17 protein-coding genes are annotated in these 22,697 nt (G+C 46.6%); 15 read left to right on the forward strand and 2 right to left on the reverse strand.

Going from position 1 to position 22,697, the window contains the following annotated elements; translation table 11 throughout:
• The first annotated feature begins 142 nt into the window (after nucleotides 1–142).
• From AC27IJ_RS16115 to AC27IJ_RS16160, 10 genes are all read left to right on the forward strand, one after another.
• On the forward strand, nucleotides 143–1,057 hold the full coding sequence (locus AC27IJ_RS16115) for an ABC transporter permease (RefSeq protein WP_312445638.1): 915 nt from the start codon (nucleotides 143–145) through the stop codon (nucleotides 1,055–1,057).
• 2 nt (nucleotides 1,058–1,059) lie between these two features.
• Complete coding sequence (locus AC27IJ_RS16120; protein ID WP_186422960.1) at nucleotides 1,060–1,857, forward strand: ABC transporter ATP-binding protein; 798 nt, start codon at nucleotides 1,060–1,062, stop codon at nucleotides 1,855–1,857.
• 256 nt (nucleotides 1,858–2,113) lie between these two features.
• Entirely contained in the window at nucleotides 2,114–3,712 is a 1,599-nt protein-coding gene (locus AC27IJ_RS16125) for a C40 family peptidase (RefSeq protein ID WP_312501519.1), read from the forward strand.
• Between the two features lie 164 nt (nucleotides 3,713–3,876).
• Nucleotides 3,877–4,806 (forward strand): NTP transferase domain-containing protein, encoded by a 930-nt coding sequence (locus AC27IJ_RS16130; RefSeq protein ID WP_487149741.1) that lies wholly within the window; start codon nucleotides 3,877–3,879, stop codon nucleotides 4,804–4,806.
• The gene (locus tag AC27IJ_RS16135; RefSeq protein WP_312443641.1) at nucleotides 4,803–5,834 is read left to right on the forward strand and encodes an XdhC family protein; all 1,032 of its coding nucleotides are present in this window, start codon (nucleotides 4,803–4,805) and stop codon (nucleotides 5,832–5,834) included. Before AC27IJ_RS16130 ends, AC27IJ_RS16135 begins: the two co-directional genes overlap by 4 nt.
• Nucleotides 5,834–6,472, forward strand: coding sequence for a nucleoside-triphosphatase (locus tag AC27IJ_RS16140; protein WP_312443639.1), 639 nt, complete (start codon nucleotides 5,834–5,836; stop codon nucleotides 6,470–6,472). The genes AC27IJ_RS16135 and AC27IJ_RS16140 overlap by 1 nt, the downstream gene beginning before the upstream one ends.
• Nucleotides 6,447–7,463, forward strand: coding sequence for a FecCD family ABC transporter permease (locus AC27IJ_RS16145; RefSeq protein WP_312443638.1), 1,017 nt, complete (start codon nucleotides 6,447–6,449; stop codon nucleotides 7,461–7,463). Before AC27IJ_RS16140 ends, AC27IJ_RS16145 begins: the two co-directional genes overlap by 26 nt.
• A 12-nt stretch (nucleotides 7,464–7,475) precedes the next feature.
• Entirely contained in the window at nucleotides 7,476–8,249 is a 774-nt protein-coding gene (locus AC27IJ_RS16150; protein WP_312443636.1) for an ABC transporter ATP-binding protein, read from the forward strand.
• A complete protein-coding gene (locus tag AC27IJ_RS16155; protein ID WP_312443634.1) occupies nucleotides 8,249–8,995 on the forward strand; it encodes a Rossmann-like domain-containing protein in 747 nt (248 codons plus the stop codon). Before AC27IJ_RS16150 ends, AC27IJ_RS16155 begins: the two co-directional genes overlap by 1 nt.
• A 39-nt stretch (nucleotides 8,996–9,034) precedes the next feature.
• Nucleotides 9,035–10,171 carry an ABC transporter substrate-binding protein gene (locus tag AC27IJ_RS16160; protein ID WP_487149745.1) on the forward strand — a complete coding sequence of 379 codons (1,137 nt, stop codon included), beginning with the start codon at nucleotides 9,035–9,037 and terminating at the stop codon, nucleotides 10,169–10,171.
• A 67-nt stretch (nucleotides 10,172–10,238) separates the two neighbouring features.
• Here the strand turns inward: AC27IJ_RS16160 and AC27IJ_RS16165 are convergent, their stop codons facing one another.
• Together AC27IJ_RS16165 and AC27IJ_RS16170 are read right to left on the reverse strand one after the other, a co-directional pair.
• On the reverse strand, nucleotides 10,239–12,551 hold the full coding sequence (locus AC27IJ_RS16165; RefSeq protein ID WP_487149747.1) for a hydratase: 2,313 nt from the start codon (nucleotides 12,549–12,551) through the stop codon (nucleotides 10,239–10,241).
• Between the two features lie 3 nt (nucleotides 12,552–12,554).
• Nucleotides 12,555–13,886 carry a citrate synthase gene (locus AC27IJ_RS16170; RefSeq protein ID WP_313153982.1) on the reverse strand — a complete coding sequence of 444 codons (1,332 nt, stop codon included), beginning with the start codon at nucleotides 13,884–13,886 and terminating at the stop codon, nucleotides 12,555–12,557.
• 408 nt (nucleotides 13,887–14,294) lie between these two features.
• Between AC27IJ_RS16170 and AC27IJ_RS16175 the strand changes: the two genes are divergently transcribed.
• The 5 genes from AC27IJ_RS16175 (at nucleotide 14,295) to AC27IJ_RS16195 (ending at nucleotide 22,676) form a co-directional block, all read left to right on the forward strand.
• On the forward strand, nucleotides 14,295–15,077 hold the full coding sequence (locus AC27IJ_RS16175; RefSeq protein ID WP_312443628.1) for a ClpP family protease: 783 nt from the start codon (nucleotides 14,295–14,297) through the stop codon (nucleotides 15,075–15,077).
• Between the two features lie 61 nt (nucleotides 15,078–15,138).
• Entirely contained in the window at nucleotides 15,139–17,817 is a 2,679-nt protein-coding gene (locus AC27IJ_RS16180) for an FtsK/SpoIIIE family DNA translocase (RefSeq protein WP_487149750.1), read from the forward strand.
• 133 nt (nucleotides 17,818–17,950) lie between these two features.
• Complete coding sequence (locus AC27IJ_RS16185) at nucleotides 17,951–19,621, forward strand: formate--tetrahydrofolate ligase (RefSeq protein WP_312443624.1); 1,671 nt, start codon at nucleotides 17,951–17,953, stop codon at nucleotides 19,619–19,621.
• Nucleotides 19,622–19,634: 13 nt separating this feature from the next.
• Nucleotides 19,635–21,110 carry a UDP-N-acetylmuramoyl-L-alanyl-D-glutamate--2,6-diaminopimelate ligase gene (locus AC27IJ_RS16190; protein WP_312443623.1) on the forward strand — a complete coding sequence of 492 codons (1,476 nt, stop codon included), beginning with the start codon at nucleotides 19,635–19,637 and terminating at the stop codon, nucleotides 21,108–21,110.
• 195 nt (nucleotides 21,111–21,305) lie between these two features.
• A complete protein-coding gene (locus AC27IJ_RS16195; protein WP_312443621.1) occupies nucleotides 21,306–22,676 on the forward strand; it encodes a UDP-N-acetylmuramoyl-tripeptide--D-alanyl-D-alanine ligase in 1,371 nt (456 codons plus the stop codon).
• Nucleotides 22,677–22,697: the final 21 nt, after the last annotated feature.

Consider the following 22,697-nt stretch of genomic DNA (forward strand, 5'->3'; position numbering starts at 1 on the left):
GGGGATTTCATTTTTTATGTAAGGCATTTATGCCTATGAACGCCCTTCGGGCATACCTTTACACCCGGTAAAGCGGGGTGGGCTCTGCCCAAAATGCATGGGCAGGAAATATGAAACGAGAAAATACGCGGAGGAATGATTGATGAGTGGTTTGTTGGTATCCCTTCAGGATGCAGTTGTTCAGGGGGTTTTATGGGGGATTATGGTTTTAGGAGTTTACATTACCTACAAACTGTTGGATATCGCCGATTTGACGGTAGATGGAAGCTTTGCCATGGGTGGCTGTGTATGTGCCGTTATGATACTTAATTTTCACGTAGATCCCTGGGTTGCTTTAGGGATTGCAGCAGTTGCCGGGATGGCGGCTGGAGCAGTGACCGGATTGCTGCATACGATCTTTGAAATACCGGCAATTCTGGCAGGAATACTGACGCAGATCGGGCTTTGGTCCATAAATCTCCGGATTATGGGTGGGAAAAGTAATGTACCGCTTTTAAAGACAGATACGATTATGTCTAAATTCATAGCTGCAACCGGATTTAGCAAGCAAGGCGCCACCATGATCATTGGAATCGGACTGGCGATCCTTATGATTTCCCTTCTTTACTGGTTTTTTGGGACAGAAATCGGCAGCGCCATGCGCGCTACGGGCAATAATCAGGCGATGATACGCGCCCAGGGCGTCAATACAAACTGGACGAAGCTTCTGGCCCTCACCATCAGCAACGGGCTCGTAGGAATTTCAGGAGGGTTGGTCTGTCAAAGTCAGAAATACGCAGATATCGGTATGGGCACCGGTGCCATTGTCATCGGCCTTGCCGCTATTGTCATTGGTGATGTGCTGATGGGAAAACTGCGCTCCTTTTCAAGCAAGCTTATCTCCGCAGTTGTGGGATCTGTCATATATTTTGTGATCCGTGCGGTGGTTTTGAGAATGGGTATGGATGCCAATGATATGAAGCTGCTGTCGGCTGGGATCGTTGCGGTGGCGCTTTGCGTACCGGTTATGGCAAATAAATGGCGCATCAGGAAATCTTATACAGAAGGAGGAGAATAACCATGCTGGATATTAAGAATGTCAGAAAAACGTTTAATAAGAACACCATCAATGAAAAAAAGGCATTGAATGGCATTGACCTCCATCTGAACGAAGGTGATTTTGTCACTGTGATCGGCGGTAACGGAGCGGGGAAGTCCACGATGTTAAATATGATAGCAGGAGTGTATCCGATTGATTCCGGAAAGATCCAGATTGATGAGATCAATATTTCCAGGGATCCGGAGTATAAAAGAGCGAAGTATATCGGAAGGGTATTCCAGGATCCTATGCTGGGGACTGCCGCCGGAATGGAAATACAGGAAAATATGGCACTGGCTTATCGGCGGGGGCAGGGAAGAGGCCTTGCCTGGGGAATCAAAACCAGTGAAAAAGCCTTTTATCATGAAGCGCTTAAAAAGCTGGGACTTGGACTTCAGGACCGTATGACCAATAAGGTTGGACTTCTTTCGGGAGGCCAGAGACAGGCGCTAACCCTGCTGATGGCGACCCTTAAAAAACCAAAACTGCTTCTCCTTGATGAACATACCGCCGCACTTGACCCCAAAACTGCTAAAAAGGTTCTGGAAATCACCCAGGAGATTGTGAAAGAGCAAAATCTCACCACGTTAATGATCACCCATAACATGAAGGATGCGATCCAGATTGGCAACCGTCTTGTCATGATGCATGAAGGCCGCATCATTTATGATGTATCGGGCGAAGAAAAAAAGAAGCTGGAAGTTGAGGACCTTCTTAAGAAATTTGAAGAGGCAAGCGGTGAGGAATTTTCCAACGACAGAATGATACTGGCGAAATAACCGGTGAAAATATGGGGCAGGGAAACTTTTATAAGGGTCTCATGCCCTTTGTTATTTATTTTGTAACCGGAAGCTATATTTTTCAAAGTTGCCTTACCTATATGTGTCTTTTTTAATATTTGTAATATAATCTTAATAATTTTTTTGTTGGAGCTATATCGCAAAGTATGACATTTTATGCTATACTTAGGCAGATAGGCTCGTAGTCTGAATCGGCTTTCCAATAGAATACAGAAAGATGGAGAGAAAGTACAGGATGGAAAACAACAACGAGAAAAAAGATTATATAATCCGTTTGGATAAGGCCAGAAAAAAACGCAGCAAGAATGATTACAAGAAACTTTTGGTACTGGGAGGTGCAGCGGTTCTTTGTGTGGCAGCCATTTCAGCGGTAGGAATGGCAGTAAAGAATCACATAGCGAAACCGGCAGGACTTGCCACCGGATCGGAAGCCTCTGCAATAAAGCTGGAGGAATCGGCAGGTTTAAAAGCAGAAGCTGAGTCTGAAGCCCAGGCAGCAAAGGAAAAAGAGGAAAAAGAACAGGTAGTAAGTTCCTACAAGAATTTAGGTATTATCCAGGTATCGGGATATTTAAACGTAAGAAAAGCACCGGGTACCGAGGAGGATGTAATCGGAAAGCTCCAGGGAGACAGTGCCTGCGATATCCTGGAAAAGATGGACTCCGGCTGGTATAAAATATCTTCCGGCGGAATTGAAGGATTCATAAATTCCGAATTTGTTTTAACAGGGGAAGATGCAAAAAAGAAAGCAGCGGATCTGGTAAAGCTGAGAGCCGTCGTTCAGACCGACAGCATGAACATCAGGAAGGAACCATCCACCAGTTCGGATGTGGTGGGGCAGGCGCTTTCCAATGAGCGGTATGAGGTCTTAGGAGAGACAGATGGCTGGGTGCAGGTTCCGGCCGGATATTTATCCGCAGATTATGTCAAGTTGGAATATGGACTGAATGAGGCCAGAAAACTGGATTTAAAGGCAATGATATTCAATCTTTATAAGAACATCGGTATTTCCGACGTGGATAATTATTTGAATGTGAGAGAAGAGCCTAACGAAAACGGCAAGGTCATTGCAAAGATGCCAAGCAAAGCCGCGGGAAATATTTTAGAGAAAACAGATGACGGCTGGTATAAGATTCAGTCCGGTAAGATTACGGGCTATGTGAAGTCTGATTTTATCCTGACAGGACAGGCCGCAAAGGATGAGGCTCTGCAGGTGGCGGAGCTTATGGCCATCGTCAACACGGATATGTTAAACGCCAGAGCCGAACCTTCCACTGATTCAAAGATATGGACACAGATATCCAACAATGAACGGTATCCTGTTTTAAAGCAGATTGACGGCTGGATACAGATCGAGCTGGAGGAGAACAGCAACGCTTATGTATCCACAGATTACGTGGATGTCCGGTATGCTCTTCCTGAGGCAATCAAGTTCTCTCCTCTGGAGGAAAAAGCCAATGTACAGGCGTCGTTAAGGACCCAGATCGTCAATTATGCCCTGCAGTTTTTGGGAAATCCTTATGTTTGGGGCGGAACCAGCCTGACCAAAGGGGCTGACTGTTCCGGGTTTACCATGTCTGTTTACGCTCATTTTGGCATTGGACTGCCTCATTATTCCGGCTCTCAGGCTGGTATGGGCAAGGCAGTGAAATCCGGCGAGATGAAGCCAGGGGATCTGATCTATTATGCAGACAGCAGAGGAACCGTCAACCATGTGGCCATGTATATCGGTAACGGACAGATCGTACACGCGGCCAGCAGGCGTAGCGGCATTAAAATTTCCACATGGAATTACCGGACTCCGGTAAAAATCCGTAATATGGTCGGTGATTGACTTTAAGGCTCCCGGATTGAAATTTAATTGAGGTTTTGATTAAATTTCAATCCGGGGGCTTTTATTTTTTTACTTTTTTCTCTGGTTTACAAATTCTGGAAAAAGGATTATAATAAATAAAACCGTTATATTTCTGAAAATATAACGGAAAGGCGGGATCCGGTATGAAAACAGGTGCGGTTATTTTAGCGGCTGGGCATAAAAGTGCCACCAGTACATTTAAACCATTGATGCCCATTGGAGGTACAACCGTTATTAGACGGATAATCATGACGTTGAAAAGGTCCGGTGTAGATCCGATCGTGGTCATAACCGGAAAAGATGCAAAGGAATTGGAAAAACACATTTCCAAGCTAAGAGTGATCTGCCTCAGAAATGAGAATTATGAAAATACCCAGATATTTGACAGCGTCTTTACAGGCCTTAATTACATTGAGGATTTGTGCGACCGGGTACTTATTCTCCCGGCAAAATACCCCATGCTGTTGCCGGAAACCATTAAAAAAGTTATGAACAGCAGCCGGCTAGCTGCTTGTCCGGTCTTTGACGGCCGCAGAGGCCATCCGATTATGATCAGCAAGGAGCTGATCCCCTCCCTCCTGTCATACGATGGAAGACAAGGGCTGAGGGGAGCTTTAAAGCAGACGGAAATAGATGTCTTAATTGAGGAAATTCTAGTTGATGATAAAGGAATCATAGAATCCATCGAAACGGATGTGGACTATGGAGATAACTATTATATGGGACGGGCTTCCATGCACCCGAATGCAAATCTGTTTCTGGAATGCGACGAGATTTTCTTTGGGCCGGGGATTGCCCAGTTTTTGATGCTGATTGAGCATAACGGTTCCATGCAGACGGCTTGCCGGCAGATGTACATGTCCTACAGCAAAGGTTGGAAGATCATAAAAGAGGCAGAAAAGCAGCTTGGATATCCTCTTTTGATCACCCGGTCAGGTGGAGCAGAGGGCGGATTTTCCCAACTTACACCTAAAACAAAGGATTTTCTAAACCGGTTCTTAAGCATGGAAAAAGAATTAAATGAAAAAACAGAAGAACTGTTTATAAAATATTTTGAGGGGGTATTGAAATGAGGAAGCTGTTTAAAACAGTTTTAGAAACACTGGAAAAAGGTGAAGATGGGGTTTTAGTGACCATTGTTGCGAGTTCTGGATCCACTCCCAGAGGTGCAGGATCCCATATGCTGGTAAGACGGGACGGGACCACGGAAGGGACGATCGGAGGCGGAGCGGTGGAATACCGGTCTATCCAGAGGTCACAAAAAGCGATTGAGGAAAAGGCCTCCTATATGCACAGCTTTGTACTGGGAAAGGAACAGGTAGCTGATCTGGGTATGATCTGCGGCGGTGATGTGGTGGTTTACTTCCAGTATCTGGATCATGGAAATCAGGAATTTAAGGACTTATGCAGGAAGATAGAAGACGCCTATGACAAGGATGAAGATAGCTGGCTTCTTATGGATATTACCGACGAAACCACCTGGGGGTTGGGCATCTACAGCAAATCAGCGGGATTAACAGGAATAAAGGAAATTGATGAAGAAGATAGAAAAATTCTCCTTCAACATAAAGCGGTTCAGAAAAACTTTGGTGAACGTAAGTATTACAGCGAGCCTCTGGTCAGGGCCGGCTGCGTCTATATGTTCGGAGGCGGGCATGTGGCACAGGAATTGGTGCCGGTTCTGGCACATGTAGGATTCCGGTGTACCGTTTTTGATGACCGGCCGGAATTTGCCAATGAAAAACTGTTTCCTCAGGCAGAGAAGACCATTGTTGGGGATTATGAAAGGATTTTTGATTACCTTGAATTAAGGGAATGTGATTATGTCTGCGTCATGACCAGGGGACACCAGTCGGATTACATTGTTCAAAGACAGGTTCTTACGAAAGATGCCTGCTATGTCGGTGTGATTGGCAGCCGCAGGAAACTGGAAACTTTGACTGAAAAGCTTATGGCGGACGGTGTTACCAGAGAACAAATCGATAGCTGTCACAGCCCCATCGGCTTGGAAATCTACGCAGAAACACCCGCTGAAATCGCCATCAGCGTGGCAGGAGAGTTGATTGCTGTCAGAGCCCTGCGGGAAGGGCGAAAAAAGTAATGGGGAAGTTTTTATTTCTAAAAGGTGATTCCGGAGAAGGAAAGACGACCCTGCTTTTTGAATGCCTAAAACCCTGGCACCGGATGGTTGGAGGATTTTATTCCCAACGTTTGCTGAATGAAGATGGGCTGACCATGGGATTTCGTATGGTCCCGGCAGCTGAAGAATGGATTCCGGCAGCTGCCTATAAAAAAGGAATGACGAATGTTTTTATTCAACGGAATGAAAATGGATTTCAAAAGAACCTTCAGTTTTTTAAAACCGATGGGATAGAAATTCTGCGTTCTTCCGCTCATAATAAGCTCCTCCTTCTGGATGAAATAGGAGGGATAGAACTTTTTGTACCGGATTTTATGAAGGAGGTTCTTTGCTGCATTGATAGCCAGGTGCCTTGCATCGGAGTTTTGAAAAGCCAGAAAAATCTGGAGGCCATGAGAACCAGAGTTCCCACAGAGCCGGACCCGGACAAGCTTCTTCGGGATTTGGAAGAGAAGCTTGTAAAACGGTCAGATGGACGAATTCTTACGTTTGATCGTGAAAAAAAAGAGCACATTCGGGCAGAAATTATGGAATTTTTGAGAGAATGTACGGAAAAGGAAGGAAAGGAAACACATGGTAGAAAGGGACTGGATATATAAAAGACGTTTTGGAATCATAGTGCTCTTATTTATTGTCTGCTTTTTGGGTTCCTTTTTGCTTGGACGGTACCCGGTATACCCGGCCACGCTCTTAAAGGTCCTTCTTTCGGCGGTTTTTCCTATAAAAACCACTTGGCCGGCCCAGGCAGAGACGGTTGTTTTCCAGGTCCGTCTTCCAAGAGTTTTTATGGCAGCATTGATCGGAGGAGGATTGTCCTGTGCAGGCGCCGCTTATCAGGGGATCTTTAAAAATCCCATGGTATCACCGGATGTTCTGGGTGCATCCTCTGGCGCGGGATTAGGTGCTGCTCTGGGATTGTTTTTCTCATTCGGATATAACGGTGTGACAATCAGCGCCTTTCTTTTTGGTCTTGGTGCTGTAGGAATCGTCTGTCTCATCAGCAGCCGGGTAAAGTATAATCCCGTGCTGGGACTGGTGTTGTCCGGCATGATGGTAAGTTCCCTCGCCTCCGCAGCGGTTTCTTTTTTAAAACTGGTGGCAGATCCGACCAATACCCTTCCGGTCATTACCTATTGGCTTATGGGAAGCCTGGCATCCATCCGGCAGAAAGACGTTATGTTTGCTGCACCATGGATCCTGATAGGAATCCTTCCGATTTACCTTCTTCGGTGGCGGATCAATGTTTTAAGCCTTGGTGAAGATGAAGCGAGGAGCATGGGCATCAATGCTAAGAAGCTCCGTTTTATCGTTGTAGTCAGCGCAACTTTAATTACCTCAGCAGCAGTTTCGGTAAGCGGGCATATCGGCTGGGTGGGACTGGTAATCCCGCATTTTGCCAGAATGCTGGTAGGAAGCGATTACCGCAGGCTATTACCGGCCTCTCTGCTTATGGGTGGCAGCTTTCTGTTGATCGTGGATAATTTTGCAAGGCTTTTGGCTACCAGTGAGATCCCCATCGGCATTTTGACTGCATTTATTGGTGCTCCGTTCTTTTTATATCTTATTTTGCGGGAAGGAAACCGGTTATAAAGGAGGGGAAGTATGGAGCTGACAGTAAAAGATCTGGAATTCGGCTATCATTGTTTTCCGGTATTAAAGGGGATCAATTTTTCATTCAACAAAGGAGAACTGGTCTGTGTTCTTGGAAAAAACGGTGCAGGAAAGAGTACACTTTTTCGCTGCATGTTAGGTCTGTTAAAGGGGTACCATGGAGAGGTTCTGATTGATGGAACAGAACGCCGGCACTTCTCAGAACGGGAATTGGCCGGAAGGATTGCCTATATACCCCAGAACCATGATACTGCATTCTCTTTTTCGGTTCTGGATATGGTGTTGATGGGAACAACTGCCTCGCTGCCCCGCTTTGCAAGTCCGGGACAGAAAGAAAAAGACAGGGCATTGAATGCTCTGAAGCTTTTAAAGATTGACGGTCTAAAGGACCGTATATTTGGGCAGATCAGCGGTGGCGAACAGCAGCTTGTGCTGATTGCAAGGGCTATCGCCCAGGAGGCAAAAATACTGGTTATGGATGAACCCTGTTCCAGCTTGGATTACGGCAACCAGATCCGGGTTATGGAGGAACTGCGGACCTTGTCAGAAAAGGGATATTTAATTGTACAATCCACCCATAATCCGGAGCATGTCTTTTATTTTGCCCATAAAGCACTGGTGATGATGGATGGAAAGATAGCCGCTTTCGGTGAGCCGGACAAGATCTTGACGAAAGAGCTTTTGGAAGGCGTATACCAGGTGCCTATTGAGATCTATGAAGATTTAAAAAGCGGAAAAAAAGTGTGTATGCCTGGGGGAAGGTGATGAATATGTGGGAAATGTATGACAATCTGATAGAACCAATACCAGATGACGTAAAGATAGAAGATTATTTTGTCGGAATCCAGTGGACTTCAGTGACTGTCTGCGGATATACTGGTGCGGCAGCGACAAATCCGCTTCAGACCATCCAAAGAACAGAAAAAGACGTACTGGACATGTCATGGAAGGAAGCTGCAGGGCTGATAAAATCATGGAATTTTACTGAGGCCAGCATAGGTGCCGCAGCGGTAAATGCTTATTATAATCAGCCGGAGCGGATCAGTAAGTTGGAAAAGGAAGGCACAATCAGGCAGCTATCTAAGGAAGATGCTTTTATGGCCTATCGTGAGGATATCAAAGGAAAAAAGGTGGCGACCATCGGACATTTCTGTTTTGCAGAGGAATATTTAAAAGAAGCAAAATCCTGTGTAATTTTGGAACGCAATCCAATGGACGGCGATTACCCGGACAGTGCCTGTGAATATATACTTTCAGATAGAGATTATGTTTTTATCACTGGATTTACCCTGGTTAATAAAACACTTCCAAGACTTTTAGAGTTGTCGCGGAATGCCAAAGTTATATTAGTGGGACCCAGTGTGGCTCTCGCTCCCGGCCTCTTTGATTTTGGCGTGTGGGAGCTGGCAGGCACTCTTATTACGAATAAAAAACTTACAGAGGAATTAGTGAAAAAAGGAGAGCACAAGGCGGTAATCCGTACCGGATTGCCGGTAAGGCTTTCCAAATAATAAATATATGCCGCAAAAGCGGCGGAATAGGGGGATTATATGAAAAAAATGAGAAAAGGGCTGGTACTGGCTGCATTCCTTGCGGCTGCAGTACTGGCAAATGGCTGCCAAAAAGGAAGCGGTAAGGAGGTTCCTGCCAGTCAGGCAGAGTCAACTGCATCTGTAAAAGCAGAGACTCAGGCAGAAACAGAAAAAGCGGGCGAAGCAGGGGCGCAGTCAGACACCAGAGTGTTCACGGATTCAGCAGGAAGAGAAGTTACACTGCCAAAGGAAATTAACAAGATTGCTCCTTCCGGACCTTTGGCACAGATCGTGCTTTATACCCTTTGTCCAGATAAGCTGTCCGGACTTGCTTCTGATTTTTCTGAAGGTGCAAAGCAGTACATTGACGAAAAATATTGGGCACTTCCTAAATTCGGCCAGTTTTATGGGAAGAATGCGAATCTCAACATGGAGGCTCTCATTGCGGAAAGTCCGGATGTAATCATTGATATCGGAGAAGCGAAAAAAAGCGTAAAAGAGGATATGGATGCCCTTCAGGAGCAGCTAAACATGCCAGTCATCTTTATAGAGGCAGATTTAGATACCATGAGTTCTGCTTATGAAATGCTGGGAGAGCTTACCGGAGAGACTGATCAGGCAAAAAAACTGGCGGATTATTGCAATAACATACTGAAAAAGTCTGAAACAGCCGGGGAACCGCTTGCAGAAAAGAAATCGGTTTATTTCGCTACCGGAGATGATGGACTTCACACCAATGCAGAGGGTTCCATTCATGCCCGGGTCATCGAACAAATAGGAGCGGAAAATGCAGCCAAAGTTGAAAAGGTATCTAGCGGCGGCGGAAGTGAAGTATCCTTTGAACAGCTTCTTCTGTGGCAGCCGGATATTATCATTGCAGATTCTGAGGCCCTGTACCAAACCATAACAACGGATAAGGTCTGGGGAGAATTAAATGCAGTGAAAGAGGGGAAGGTCTATCAGATACCTTCCGTTCCATATAGCTTTATGAGCAGTCCGCCTTCTGTCAACCGGATGATCGGGATTCTGTGGCTGGGCAATCTTGTATATCCCGAACAGTATAGCGTTGATATAAAGCAAGAAGTAAAGGATTTCTATGAACTGTTTTATCATGTAGCTCTTGATGATACACAGGTAGAAAAAATCCTTAAATAAAAAATACCCCTGGATTAGGATCTGGCTTTTTATACCAGATCCCAATCCAGGGGTTATGTTTTTATAATTACTGCTGTTGGTTTTTGTTTCTATTATAATTAATCAGACATCCGGCCTTCACGATTTCCCGTTCTTCCGGGGTCATATCAGCAATGTGCAGTTCTATCTCATGAATCGGATTCTCTTCCTTATTTTTCACCACATAGGCCGGAATATGCTTCATATTGCCGTCAAGGGCAGTGCGGATTCCAGGCACATAGATGAAATCCCCTACTTCAAAATCAGGTTCTTCATCCAGAAGGAAAGGGAGCATTCCCCAGTTCATGACATTGGAACGGTAACGCTTGGTGGCATACTCTTTTGCTATATTGGCAAGGCCGCCCAGCACTCTTTGGCAGCTGGCTGCCTGTTCACGGGCAGAGCCATCCCCCGGCTTTACCGCGTAAATCATGCTTCCGATCTCTGTTTCTCCTGCCTTCAGCTCCTGCTGGTTTAAGTAAACGGCCAGGGCCTTAAATGCAGATTCCAGTGACCGGTCAGCTTCTAAGGGAGAAGTTCCGGCTTTCCTTGCCTGTTCCAGCTCAAATACCTTTTTTGAACGTCCCACGTATTCCGGATCGCGGCGGGACAAAGTGAATTCCGCAAGACCGAGAGGGTTGGAGCGGTAGGAAGAGGTTTCGCCGGAAGGAATCAGTTCATCAGTGGTAGTGACCGGATCCATGATCTTGGAACTTACCCGTAACATGATGTTTTCCGTCAGAGCGCTCATAGCCGGCCAGTCCTTGATGTTTGGCCCGTAAATAAGGGGAATCTCAGGCTGAGCCTTTCCGAATCCCTGATACACCCGTCTTTCATAGGAAGATGGGTCGAATTCATAGGCAGGAACCTGGTAATCCTCTCCATATCCTTCTGCGGAAGTGAGATAGCCGCCGTTTGCCGCCGTTGCCGCAATGGAACGGGCATCCATGAGAGCGACGCAGGAAATCTGTCCGCTGCCTGGCTTGGAGCCTTCCCGGTTGGGGAAGTTCCTTGTGGTGTGGCGGATGCTTAAGGAATTGTTGGAAGGCGTATCTCCTGCACCGAAGCATGGGCCGCAGAAGGCCGTCCGGACGGTTGCGCCGGCTGCCATCAGTTCCGAGATTGCTCCCTTTTTCACCAGATCCATATAAACAGGCTGGGAAGAGGGATATACTGATAGATTGAAGATGTCATTTCCGCAGTTTTTACCGGTCAGGATATGGGCTGCAGCCATGACATTGGAGTAGTTGCCTCCGGCGCAGCCTGCGATCACTCCCTGCTGGACCATCAGCTTTCCATCCACGATCTTGTCGGTCAGGGAAAGGCTTGCCTTGGAGCTTCCCACGATACGCTCTGCTTCCTTTTCCACAGTGCGGAGAATGTCTCCGAGATTTTCATTTAATTCGCCGATCTCATAGGTATTGCTTGGATGGAAAGGCAGTGCGATCATGGGTTTGATGGTGCTTAAATCTACAGAAACCACTCCGTCGTAGTAGGCCACTTCCCCGGGATTCAACTCTTTGTAAGCATCTCCCCGTCCATGAAGATTTAAATAGGACTTTGTATCCTCATCAGTTCTCCAGATAGAGGATAGGCAGGTGGTTTCCGTTGTCATAACATCCACGCCGTTCCGGTAATCCGTATCCATGGAAGATACCCCTGGCCCTACGAATTCCATGATCTTGTTTTTTACATAGCCGCTTTTAAAGACTGCTCCGATAATGGCCAGGGCCACATCATGAGGGCCAACGGAAGGAGCGGGGCTTCCGGTAAGATAAATGGCCACAACGCCGGGATAAGACACATCATAGGTATCACGAAGAAGCTGTTTTACAAGTTCCCCGCCTCCTTCTCCGATGGCCATGGTTCCCAAAGCACCATAGCGGGTATGACTGTCAGAGCCAAGGATCATGCGTCCGCAGCCGGCCATCATTTCACGCATGTACTGATGGATGACCGCAATATGAGGCGGAACAAAGATTCCACCGTATTTTTTTGCAGCGGAAAGTCCGAATACGTGGTCATCTTCGTTAATGGTGCCGCCAACTGCACATAAGGAGTTATGGCAGTTTGTCATAATGTATGGAATAGGAAATTCCTCAAGCCCTGATGCACGGGCAGTCTGGATAATTCCTACAAATGTAATGTCGTGGGAGGCCATGGAGTCAAACCGGAGTTTTAAATGATCCATATTATCAGTAGTATTGTGCTCTTTTAGAATGGAGTAGGCGATGGTACCCTTTTTTGCCTCAGCCTTATCAGCAGCTTTTCCTGTAAGGGCGGCCACTTTTAACACTTCCTGCTCTGGAACCAGTTGTGTACCATGAACAAGATATGCTCCGCCGTCATACAATTTTACCATATGCTATCTTTCCTCTCTTTTTTTGTAGGTAACAGTTTCTCCTACGTATTTTGTCGCCGGACGCATGATTCTTCCATCGTACAGCTTGTTTTCGATATTGTGCGCCAGCCAGCCTGCCATACGTGAGCAGACAAACAGAGGCGTATACATATCTTCCGGTATCTGTAACATATTATAAGCGAAACCGCTGTAGAAGTCTACATTGTTTGACAGGGTTTTTCCGTTGCCCGCCAGGCAGGCTTTGGCAACCTTTTCAAATTTTGTCAGGAATTCATATTCATCTTCCCTGTTTTTCTGTTTGGCAAGCTTTTCACAGCATACCTTTAAAAGATCCGCCCTTGGATCGGAAACCGTATAAACGGCGTGGCCAAGTCCGTATACAAGTCCGGTATTATCATAGAAATCCTTTGCAAGGATCTTCTGGATCACACCCTTCATCTGGGCTTCCGTTGCCTTTAACCCGATTTCCTTTTCAATGGCCTTAATCATTTCACTGCAGCATATATTGGCGCCGCCGTGCTTTGGTCCTTTTAAGGAGCCGATAGAAGCGGATATGGCCGAATAAATATCGGTTCCGGTAGAAGATATGACTACATTGGTAAAGGTAGAGTTGTTTCCGCCGCCATGGTCTGCGTGGATCATCAGCATCACATCTAAAAGATCTGCTTCCTGTTCGGTAAAAATCCCATCCCGGCGCAGCATGTAGAGAATGTTTTCCGCCATGGAATACTCCGTCCTTGGATAATGTATGATCAGGCTGTCTCTGTCATAGTAATGAACCTTGCTCTGGTATGCATAGACGGAAAGGGAAGGAAGCTTTGCCAGAATGTTGATTCCTTTTAAAAGTGTCTCATAGGGATCCACATTATCCGGCTCCTCATCATAATCGTAAAGAGCCAGGATGCTTTGCTGAAGGCTGTTCATCAAATTGCGGGAAGGGGTGCGGAGCATATTCTTCTCCAGGAACTCATCAGGGAGATGGTAATGCTGGCTAAGGGTGGATGTAAACTCTCTTAATTCCTTTTTCGAGGGGAGATAGCCAAAAAGAAGTAAAAACGAGGTCTCTTCAAAACCATAACGTTCATTATTCTTTCCGCCTACCAGGTCGCCGATCTCAATTCCCCGGTAAAAGAGCTTGCCAGGAACGTTGACCTTTTTTCCGTCTTCGATTTCATAGCCGACGACATCAGATACGCGGGTCAAGCCCACCCGGACCCCGGTGCCGTCTTCGTTGCGGAGCCCTTTTTTTACATTGTGTTCCTTAAATAAATTGTTTGGAATATCCGTGTAATTAGAGGATTTGCCAAAGGTCTGAGCGATAAAAAAGTTGTTCATGGGACGATCTCTCCTTTTTATAGTTAAGCCACAGCCAGCCATAAAGGCGGGTGTCTGTTTATAGAAAAGCAGCGCAAAAGGATTTCTCCGGCGCTGCCTCCATTGGCAAGAATGTGACTTGATTTATGTTGTTTGGTAGTTTAACATGGAAAAGTATCAAAGTCAATAACTTGTTATAATCACAACTAAAATATTGTTATTGCGTCAGGAAGGAGACTGGTTGTTGATAGGAAGTCAAAAAATCCGGTTTAGAGTTTTTCAAGCATACTTTTATGGTTTTCTCCACATCATATGGAAATACCCTATAAATGTACCATTACGCCCGGAAAAGCAGGGCGGACTCTGCCTGGAAAGCATGGGCATAAAGAGGGGTCTACCAAATTTATAGTAAAACAGGAGGTTTTTAAGGTGAGAGAAAATCAATATAGAAATAACGGGAATAACGAAGAACCGGAGGAAAGACAGAACAGGCCTTCAGACAATGCACGCAAGGAAAACCTTGATGAAAAGAAAACGGAAAAAGACATTGAACAGAAAGAAGATGAAAGGCTGGAGGAGTATGGCCAGATGACCCTGGATGATAATGCCGGCAAGCGGAAAATCCATCTGATCTCCATTATCGGAGAGGTGGAAGGTCATGAGAATTTATCCAGCAACAGCAAGGCGACTAAGTATGACCACATCCTCCCGAAACTTGCCGAGATTGAAGATGATGATTCAGTGGAAGGGCTTTTGGTTCTCTTAAATACCTCCGGCGGTGATGTGGATGCAGGACTTGCCATAGCAGAGATGATCGCTTCCTTAAGCATACCTACCGTATCTCTGGTTCTTGGGGGAAGCCATTCCATTGGAGTTCCCTTAGCAGTTTGTACAGATTATTCCTTTATCGTACCCACCGGAACCATGATGGTTCATCCGGTAAGAATGACGGGAATGGTGATCGGCGCCTCCCAGACTTATGAATATTTTGAAATGATACAGGACAGGATCTTAAGCTTTGTTTCCAGCCACGCCCAAATTGCCTACGACCAGTTAAAGCGCCTTATGCTGAATACGGAAATGCTCACCAGAGATCTGGGAACCGTGCTGGTTGGTGAGGAAACGGTAAAAGAAGGCCTGATTAATGAGGTGGGCGGAATCAAGGATGCTTTAAAAAAATTATATGAACTGATGGAAACTGCTTCCCGTTAATCGTTGCAATTCTCCCGATTTTTTTGTATACTGTTACCAACGGATAGAAGGGGGAAGTATTGTGCCTGAGACAACGAAGAAACGTACAACAGCAAAAAAAGGAAAAAACGGGAGAACAAGAAATACAGCCGCCAAAAAAAATGTGGATTTGCCGGAACCAGAATTTATCCATTCAGAAGTCGTGATTATTATGTCATTTTTGGCTGCGGCCATTCTGTTTTTTAGCAACTTTCATTTGTGTGGAATGGTTGGAGATTTTCTGCGGAGTATACAGCTTGGCATATTCGGAAGTGTCGGATATGTTGCGCCTGTGCTGCTGTTTGCAGGAACAGCGTTTTACATCTCCAACCAGGGAAATCCCAGGGCCGCTTTTAAACTGGCGTCTTTTATTCTGGCGCTGGTTTCTTTGTGTGGATTTTTACAGCTTCTTTTTGGAGCAAAAAGCGGCGAGGGAATGGGACTTGCAGACATCTATTTTGAAGCTTCCGTAAGCGGAAGAGGCGGCGGTATTATAGGCGGCCTGCTGGCCGGAGGGCTTACCTCCATAATTGGTGTTGTGGGAGCCTATCTGGTGATAGGAGTCCTTCTTATCATATCTGCAGTCTGCATTACGGAAAAATCTTTTGTAGATATTGTGAAAAAGGGAAGCGGAAAGGCATATCGCCATGCCAGGGAAAATGTGGACATGCACATGGAAATCCATGCAATACGCCAGGAAGCCCGCAGAAAGCTCTGGGAAGAGAAAAAGCTTCGGGGAGTCAATTTAGAGGCCACGAAGCTGGAGTCGGCCCAGGAGGAAAACTATGGGGAAGAACAGGCTGAGGAAGTTCCTGACAGTCTTGCCGATGATATTATGGACCAGGCAAAACGGCTGTCGGCTGTTACTTCTGTGGAAGTAAACGAACCTAATCCTGCTGATGTTTTCCGGGGCAGTTTTTCCCCTGTCCCTGAAAATGAGGAGGATATTGTTCCCTTTGATCCCGATGTGCAAACGGCCCCGTTGGCTGAAGCTATGGAAGATTCTTCCATATATATGAAGAAAGAGATCAAAACCTTAAAGGAAATGGAAGTTGTGGAAGAGGAGTTCTATCCTGAGGAAAGAAATGATACATTTTCCATCCCAGAAGAGCCAAAACAGGTGGTCACCGCCTCCGGCAAGGTAATAGAGACTGATACAGAAGCCCTACAGAAAAAACTGGAAAAGAAGCGGGAAGAAGCGGCAAAGGAAGACGGTTTAAGTGTTATCCAGGAAATCAAACAAAAGCAGGAGATTGTGAAAAAGGAATATAAATTTCCGCCTCTCTCCCTGCTTAAAAAAGGAAAAACCTCCGTTTTTTCCGACCGGGAATATAAGGATACCGCCATCAAGCTTCAACGGACCCTCCAGAACTTCGGCGTTGGTGTCACGGTAACTAATATAAGCTGCGGACCTTCCGTAACCAGGTATGAGCTTCATCCGGAGCAGGGAGTAAAGGTAAGTAAAATCGTAAGCCTGGCAGATGATATTAAACTGAGCCTGGCAGCCGCGGATATCCGCATTGAGGCCCCCATACCGGGAAAATCAGCGGTGGGAATCGAGGTCCCCAATAAGGAAAATCAAATGGTATACCTGCGGGATATTCTGGAGGCAGACGGCTTTCAGAAGCATTCCTCTAAAATTGCTTTTGCAGTGGGTAAGGATATCGGCGGGCAGGTAGTTGTCACCGACATTGCAAGGATGCCCCATCTTTTAATCGCCGGAGCCACAGGTTCCGGTAAATCCGTCTGCATCAATACTTTAATCATAAGCATCATCTTTAAGGCGGATCCTGAGGATGTAAAACTGATCATGGTGGACCCCAAGGTAGTGGAGCTAAGTGTTTATAATGGAATTCCTCATTTGCTGCTCCCTGTGGTCACTGATCCGAAAAAGGCTTCCGGTGCCCTTAACTGGGCGGTAGCGGAGATGACAGACCGTTATAATAAGTTCGCCCAGTATAATGTCAGGGAAATTAAGGGTTATAATGAAAAGGTTGAAAGCATAAAAGACATTGAGGATGAGGATAAACCCAAAAAGATGCCTCAGATCGTCATCATTATCGACGAGCTTGCAGATCTTATGATGGTAGCTCCCGGAGAAGTGGAAGATTCCATCTGCCGTCTGGCCCAGCTTGCCAGAGCTGCGGGCATACACCTTGTCATCGCCACCCAGCGTCCGTCGGTTAACGTCATAACAGGTCTTATCAAGGCCAATGTTCCATCCAGGGTAGCCTTTGCGGTTTCTTCCGGAGTGGATTCCAGGACCATTATTGATATGAACGGTGCAGAAAAGCTTCTTGGAAAAGGTGATATGCTGTTTTATCCGGCAGGATACCCAAAACCAATGCGAGTTCAGGGCGCCTTTGTATCAGATTCCGAAGTCTCCAAGGTGGTGGAGTTCTTAACAGAGCAGGGGATGACCGCGGATTATAATCTGGAAGTGGAAAGCATGATCACTTCTGCACCTACAGGCGGAGAGCTAAAGGGCGGAGGAAATGACAGAGATGAATATTTCGTCCAGGCAGGGAAATTTATCATTGAAAAGGATAAAGCGTCTATCGGAATGCTGCAGAGAATGTTTAAAATAGGCTTTAACCGGGCAGCCCGGATCATGGACCAGCTTGCAGAAGCCGGTGTGGTAGGAGAAGAGGAAGGCACCAAGCCCCGTAAGGTACTGATGAGCCTGGAAGAATTCGATGAAATGCTTTCCCAGGGTTATTAATATGGCTTATCTGAACTTGAAACGCAAGTGAAGATAAAAGGGCTGCTTTTTAGCCCGTCCATCCGATTATCGGAAGCATCGTTGATTCCGATAATATAGAACCGTGTTATTTACATAGAAGGAGGATTGGAAAATGAAAACAGATATCGAAATCGCGCAAGAGGCAAGAATGCTTCCTATTAAAGACGTGGCTGCTTCCTATGGGATTGGTGAGGATGAGCTGGAACTTTACGGAAAGTATAAGGCAAAACTGACTGATGAACTGTGGGAGCGGGTAAAGGACCGTCCGGATGGCAGGCTGGTTCTGGTAACAGCCATCAATCCCACTCCTGCAGGGGAAGGAAAGACCACCACTACCGTTGGTCTCGGTCAGGCATTGGGGAAATTGGAAAAAAAGGCGATCATCGCCCTCAGAGAACCCTCCCTCGGACCGTGCTTTGGCATTAAAGGCGGAGCAGCAGGCGGCGGATTTGCCCAGGTTGTGCCTATGGAAGATTTAAATCTTCATTTTACCGGTGATTTTCATGCCATAACCTCTGCCAATAACCTGCTTGCAGCTCTGTTAGACAATCATATCCACCAGGGCAATGCCCTTGGGATCGACACCCGCCAGATTCTTTGGAAGCGCTGCCTGGACATGAATGACCGCGCCCTTAGAAATATTGTGGTTGGCCTTGGCTCCAAGGCGGAAGGCTTTGTGAGGGAGGATCACTTTGTGATCACGGTCGCATCAGAAATCATGGCAATCCTTTGCCTTGCAAATGATATGGCAGATTTAAAAGCACGGCTGGGAAGAATCATTGTGGCATATAATTATGCTGGGGAGCCTGTGACCGCCTCCCAGTTAAATGCAGTAGGAGCTATGGCGGCTTTGTTAAAGGATGCGTTAAAGCCCAATCTGATACAGACCTTAGAGCACACCGGCGCCATTGTTCACGGCGGGCCCTTTGCAAACATCGCTCATGGCTGTAACAGCGTACGCGCGACAAAAACGGCCCTTAAGCTGGCTGATGTTGTCGTGACAGAGGCAGGGTTTGGTGCGGACTTAGGCGCAGAAAAATTCCTGGACATCAAATGCAGGAAAGCCGGATTAAAGCCCGATGCCATTGTACTGGTGGCAACGGTGAGAGCCCTCAAATACAATGGCGGAGTGCCAAAGGACCAGTTAAAGGATGAAAACCTGGCTGCTCTTGAAAAAGGGATCGTCAATCTGGAAAAGCACATTGAAAATATGATGAAATACGGCGTTCCGGTCATTGTCACCCTGAATTCCTTTATCACAGATACAGAGGCAGAACACCAGTTTGTTAAAAACTTTTGTGAAGAAAGAGGATGTGAATTCGCCTTATCCCAGGTATGGGAAAAGGGAGGAGAAGGCGGCATAGAGCTTGCAGAAAAAGTACTTTATACCCTGGAAAACAAAGAAAGCAATTTCGCACCCATTTATCCCGATGAAATGGGGCTGGAAGATAAGATTGCCGCAGTTGCAAGGGAAATCTACGGTGCTGGTGGTGTGACTTATGCTCCTGCAGCTTTAAAAGCCATAAGAAAATTTGAAGATATGGGCTTTGGCAGCCTTCCTGTGTGCATGGCAAAGACACAATATTCCTTATCCGATGACCAGACAAAGCTTGGGAGACCGGAAGGCTTTGACATCAATGTGCGGGATGCTTATGTATCTGCCGGAGCGGGATTTGTGGTCATTGTGACCGGAGCCATCATGACCATGCCAGGTCTTCCAAAGAAGCCGGCAGCAGATAATATTGACATAAATGAAGATGGAGTAATCACCGGATTATTCTGATTGGGAGGTTTCAATGAAGTTTAAAGAATGGCTAAAAGACTTAAAATACGAGGTGCTTCAGGGAAGCCTGGACGTGGAGGCAGAGGATGTCATTTATGATTCCAGAAAGGCCCGAAAGGGTGTTGTATTTGTCTGCATGAAAGGCACGAGAACCGACTCCCATGAATTCATAACTGAGGTGGTGGCCGCCGGGGTGGAAATCCTTGTAGTAGAGCGAAAGATGGATATCCCGGATGGCGTAACCGCCATTCTCGTACATAATGCAAGAGAAGCGCTGGCTCTTTTATCGGCCGCCAGATTTGGATATCCGGCGGAAAAGATGGTGACGATCGGCGTGACCGGAACCAAAGGAAAAACCACCACTACCCACATGATCAAGACGATTTTGGAAGCCTGCGGAAAAAAAGTGGGAATGATCGGAACCACAGGCATTGTCATCGGCCAGGAGGTAACGCCTACGTTGAATACGACTCCCGAGTCCTATGAGCTTCATCAGGCATTCCGCCGCATGGCGGAAGCTGGCTGTGAATATATGGTCATGGAAGTTTCCTCCCAGGCATTTAAGATGCACCGGGTAGACGGGATCTGCTTTGATTACGGACTGTTTACCAATATTTCCCCTGACCATATCGGACCGGATGAGCACCGGGATTTTGAAGAATATCTTTTTTACAAATCCCGGATCTTTTGCTGTTCGAAAATAGGTATCATGAATGGCGATGATGAGCACTGGGATGAAGTGATAAAGGATGCTTCCTGTAAACTTTATTCCTTCTCCATGGAGAAAAAGGGCACGGATTTTAAAGCAGAAGCCATCCGGTACATCGCCCAGCCGGATTTTGTGGGACTTGAATTTGATATCAAAGGGGACTGTGAGCTTTCCGTCCGGGTGAATATTCCGGGGCGCTTTAACGTTGCCAACGCGTTGGCTGCGGTCAGCGTATTAAGCTTCTTAGGGCTTCCGAAAGAGAGTATCTGTCACGGGTTGGAACATTTAAATGTGAACGGACGTATGGAAATCGTATATGCCTCTGAAAGGTGTACGGTGATCGTAGATTATGCCCATAATGCGGTCAGCATGGAAAGCTTGCTTTCAACGCTTAGGGATTATCACCCGAAGCGCCTCGTCTGCGTCTTTGGCTGCGGCGGAAACCGTTCCAAAGACCGGCGTATATCCATGGGAGACAGCTCAGGACGTCTGGCAGATCTTACGATTATCACTGCGGACAATTCAAGATATGAAAAAACGGAAGATATCATCGCAGATATTCGTGGAAGTCTTGAAAAGACCGGAGGGAAATTCATGGAAATACCGGACCGCAGGGAAGCGATCCGGTACAGCATCATTCATGCTGAACCAGGTGACATGATTGCCATTATAGGAAAAGGGCATGAGGATTACCAGGAGATGAACGGAGTCCGCTACCATTTCTCAGACAGGGAAGAGGTTTTAGCAGCGGTGGAGGCCCAGCTTTCAAAGGAAGTTTAAAGGAAGGCTCAACGATAAATATAATGCCGAAAGCCGTAGGGAAATGCGGCTTTCGGCATTTCCACGGTAGGTGGTATACCCAGAAATCATAGGCAGGAAAGAGGAACGCCCCGGGCATACCTTTATGCCCAAAAAACATGGGCAGGAAAGAAGAAAGGAATGTGCGCCGGGAGCGTACATGGAACGGAGGAAGCAATGGTAAATATGACGGTAAAGGAAATACTTTCAGCAACAGGCGGAAAGCTTCTTTGCGGAAATGAAGATACGGTTCTGGAACATATCAGCATTGACTCCAGAAATATGAAGGGGAATGACCTGTTTGTTCCCATCATTGGAGAAAGGCAAGATGCCCACCACTTTATCGGGCAGGCCTTTGACAATGGGGCGGCGGCGGTTCTTACCAGTGAGCATGACGCCATGGAATCATTTAAACCGTGGATCCGGGTAGAGGATACAAAAAAGGCTCTTCAGGCTATTGGAAGCTATTACAGGGACAGCCTAAAGCTTCCTCTGGTGGGGATCACAGGAAGCGTGGGAAAGACCACTACAAGAGAGATGGTCGCCTGTGCCCTGTCAGCCTGTTATACCGTTTATAAAACTCCTGGAAACCATAACAGCCAGGTAGGGGTGCCCATTACCATATCAGAGATCTCACCGGAGGATGAAATCGGAGTTATTGAATTGGGAATGAGCGAGCCTGGAGAACTGACCGTTATTGCCAGGATCGCAAAAATCCAGATGGCTGTGATCACCAACATCGGAGTAACCCATATCGAGCAGCTGGGGTCCCAGGAAAATATCTATAGGGAAAAACTGACCATCCAGGATGGGCTAATGGAAGGCGGAATCCTCTTTTTGAATGGAGATGATCCGCTTTTAGAAACAACAAAGGCAAAGGAAGGCTGTAAGACGATCTATTACGGAACGGGAGAAAATTGTGATTACAGGGCCGTAGATGTCCGTTTAGAGGAAGGCTTTCCGGCCTTTACGGCAGTGTTTGGCCAGAAGAGAGTACCTTTACGGCTGGCAGTAATGGGAAGCCATAATGTGTTAAATGCCATGGTGTCTCTTGCAGTGGCTTCTGAGTGCGGCATTCCTATGGAAGAGGCGGCTGAATGTCTTCAGGAATTTACCGGCTTCAAGAACCGCCAGCAGATCTACGATGTAGCCGGTATGACCATCATTGATGATACATATAATGCCAGCCCGGTTTCCATGAAAGCAGGACTGGAGGTTTTGGGTTCTATAACAAAAGCGGAACGAAGGATCGCCGTATTGGCCGATATGAAGGAACTGGGAGAAAAAACACGGTCATACCATTATGAAATCGGAGAATACATCGCAGAGCATCCAGTACATGAGGTTGTGACTTTGGGAGAACTGGCAGGGGAGATCGCCAGAGCGTTGAAGGAACACGCTCCTCATATCCTGGTTAAGGAATTCATGGAACCGGAACTGCTGGTGTCTTATTTAAAAACGGAATTAAAGGAAGGGGACTGCGTGCTGTTTAAGGGCTCCAACAGCATGAAGCTTGGGCCGGTGGCGGAGCAATTTTACCGGCTTTGACAGCCTTTTAGAGCTCATGGC

It is taken from the genome of Lacrimispora sp. YZC11 (assembly GCF_057543815.1).

Excerpts from the sequence above, each read along its gene's own strand:
- AC27IJ_RS16150 (WP_312443636.1), top strand. The coding sequence starts at position 7,476 with ATGGAGCTGACAGTAAAAGATCTGGAATTCGGCTATCATTGTTTTCCG.
- AC27IJ_RS16185 (WP_312443624.1), top strand. The coding sequence starts at position 17,951 with ATGAAAACAGATATCGAAATCGCGCAAGAGGCAAGAATGCTTCCTATT.
- AC27IJ_RS16130 (WP_487149741.1), top strand. The coding sequence starts at position 3,877 with ATGAAAACAGGTGCGGTTATTTTAGCGGCTGGGCATAAAAGTGCCACC.
- AC27IJ_RS16140 (WP_312443639.1), top strand. The coding sequence starts at position 5,834 with ATGGGGAAGTTTTTATTTCTAAAAGGTGATTCCGGAGAAGGAAAGACG.
- AC27IJ_RS16125 (WP_312501519.1), top strand. The coding sequence starts at position 2,114 with ATGGAAAACAACAACGAGAAAAAAGATTATATAATCCGTTTGGATAAG.
- AC27IJ_RS16165 (WP_487149747.1), bottom strand. The coding sequence starts at position 12,551 with ATGGTAAAATTGTATGACGGCGGAGCATATCTTGTTCATGGTACACAA.
- AC27IJ_RS16190 (WP_312443623.1), top strand. The coding sequence starts at position 19,635 with ATGAAGTTTAAAGAATGGCTAAAAGACTTAAAATACGAGGTGCTTCAG.
- AC27IJ_RS16160 (WP_487149745.1), top strand. The coding sequence starts at position 9,035 with ATGAAAAAAATGAGAAAAGGGCTGGTACTGGCTGCATTCCTTGCGGCT.
- AC27IJ_RS16155 (WP_312443634.1), top strand. The coding sequence starts at position 8,249 with ATGAATATGTGGGAAATGTATGACAATCTGATAGAACCAATACCAGAT.
- AC27IJ_RS16115 (WP_312445638.1), top strand. The coding sequence starts at position 143 with ATGAGTGGTTTGTTGGTATCCCTTCAGGATGCAGTTGTTCAGGGGGTT.
- AC27IJ_RS16135 (WP_312443641.1), top strand. The coding sequence starts at position 4,803 with ATGAGGAAGCTGTTTAAAACAGTTTTAGAAACACTGGAAAAAGGTGAA.
- AC27IJ_RS16170 (WP_313153982.1), bottom strand. The coding sequence starts at position 13,886 with ATGAACAACTTTTTTATCGCTCAGACCTTTGGCAAATCCTCTAATTAC.
- AC27IJ_RS16195 (WP_312443621.1), top strand. The coding sequence starts at position 21,306 with ATGGTAAATATGACGGTAAAGGAAATACTTTCAGCAACAGGCGGAAAG.
- AC27IJ_RS16145 (WP_312443638.1), top strand. The coding sequence starts at position 6,447 with ATGGTAGAAAGGGACTGGATATATAAAAGACGTTTTGGAATCATAGTG.
- AC27IJ_RS16120 (WP_186422960.1), top strand. The coding sequence starts at position 1,060 with ATGCTGGATATTAAGAATGTCAGAAAAACGTTTAATAAGAACACCATC.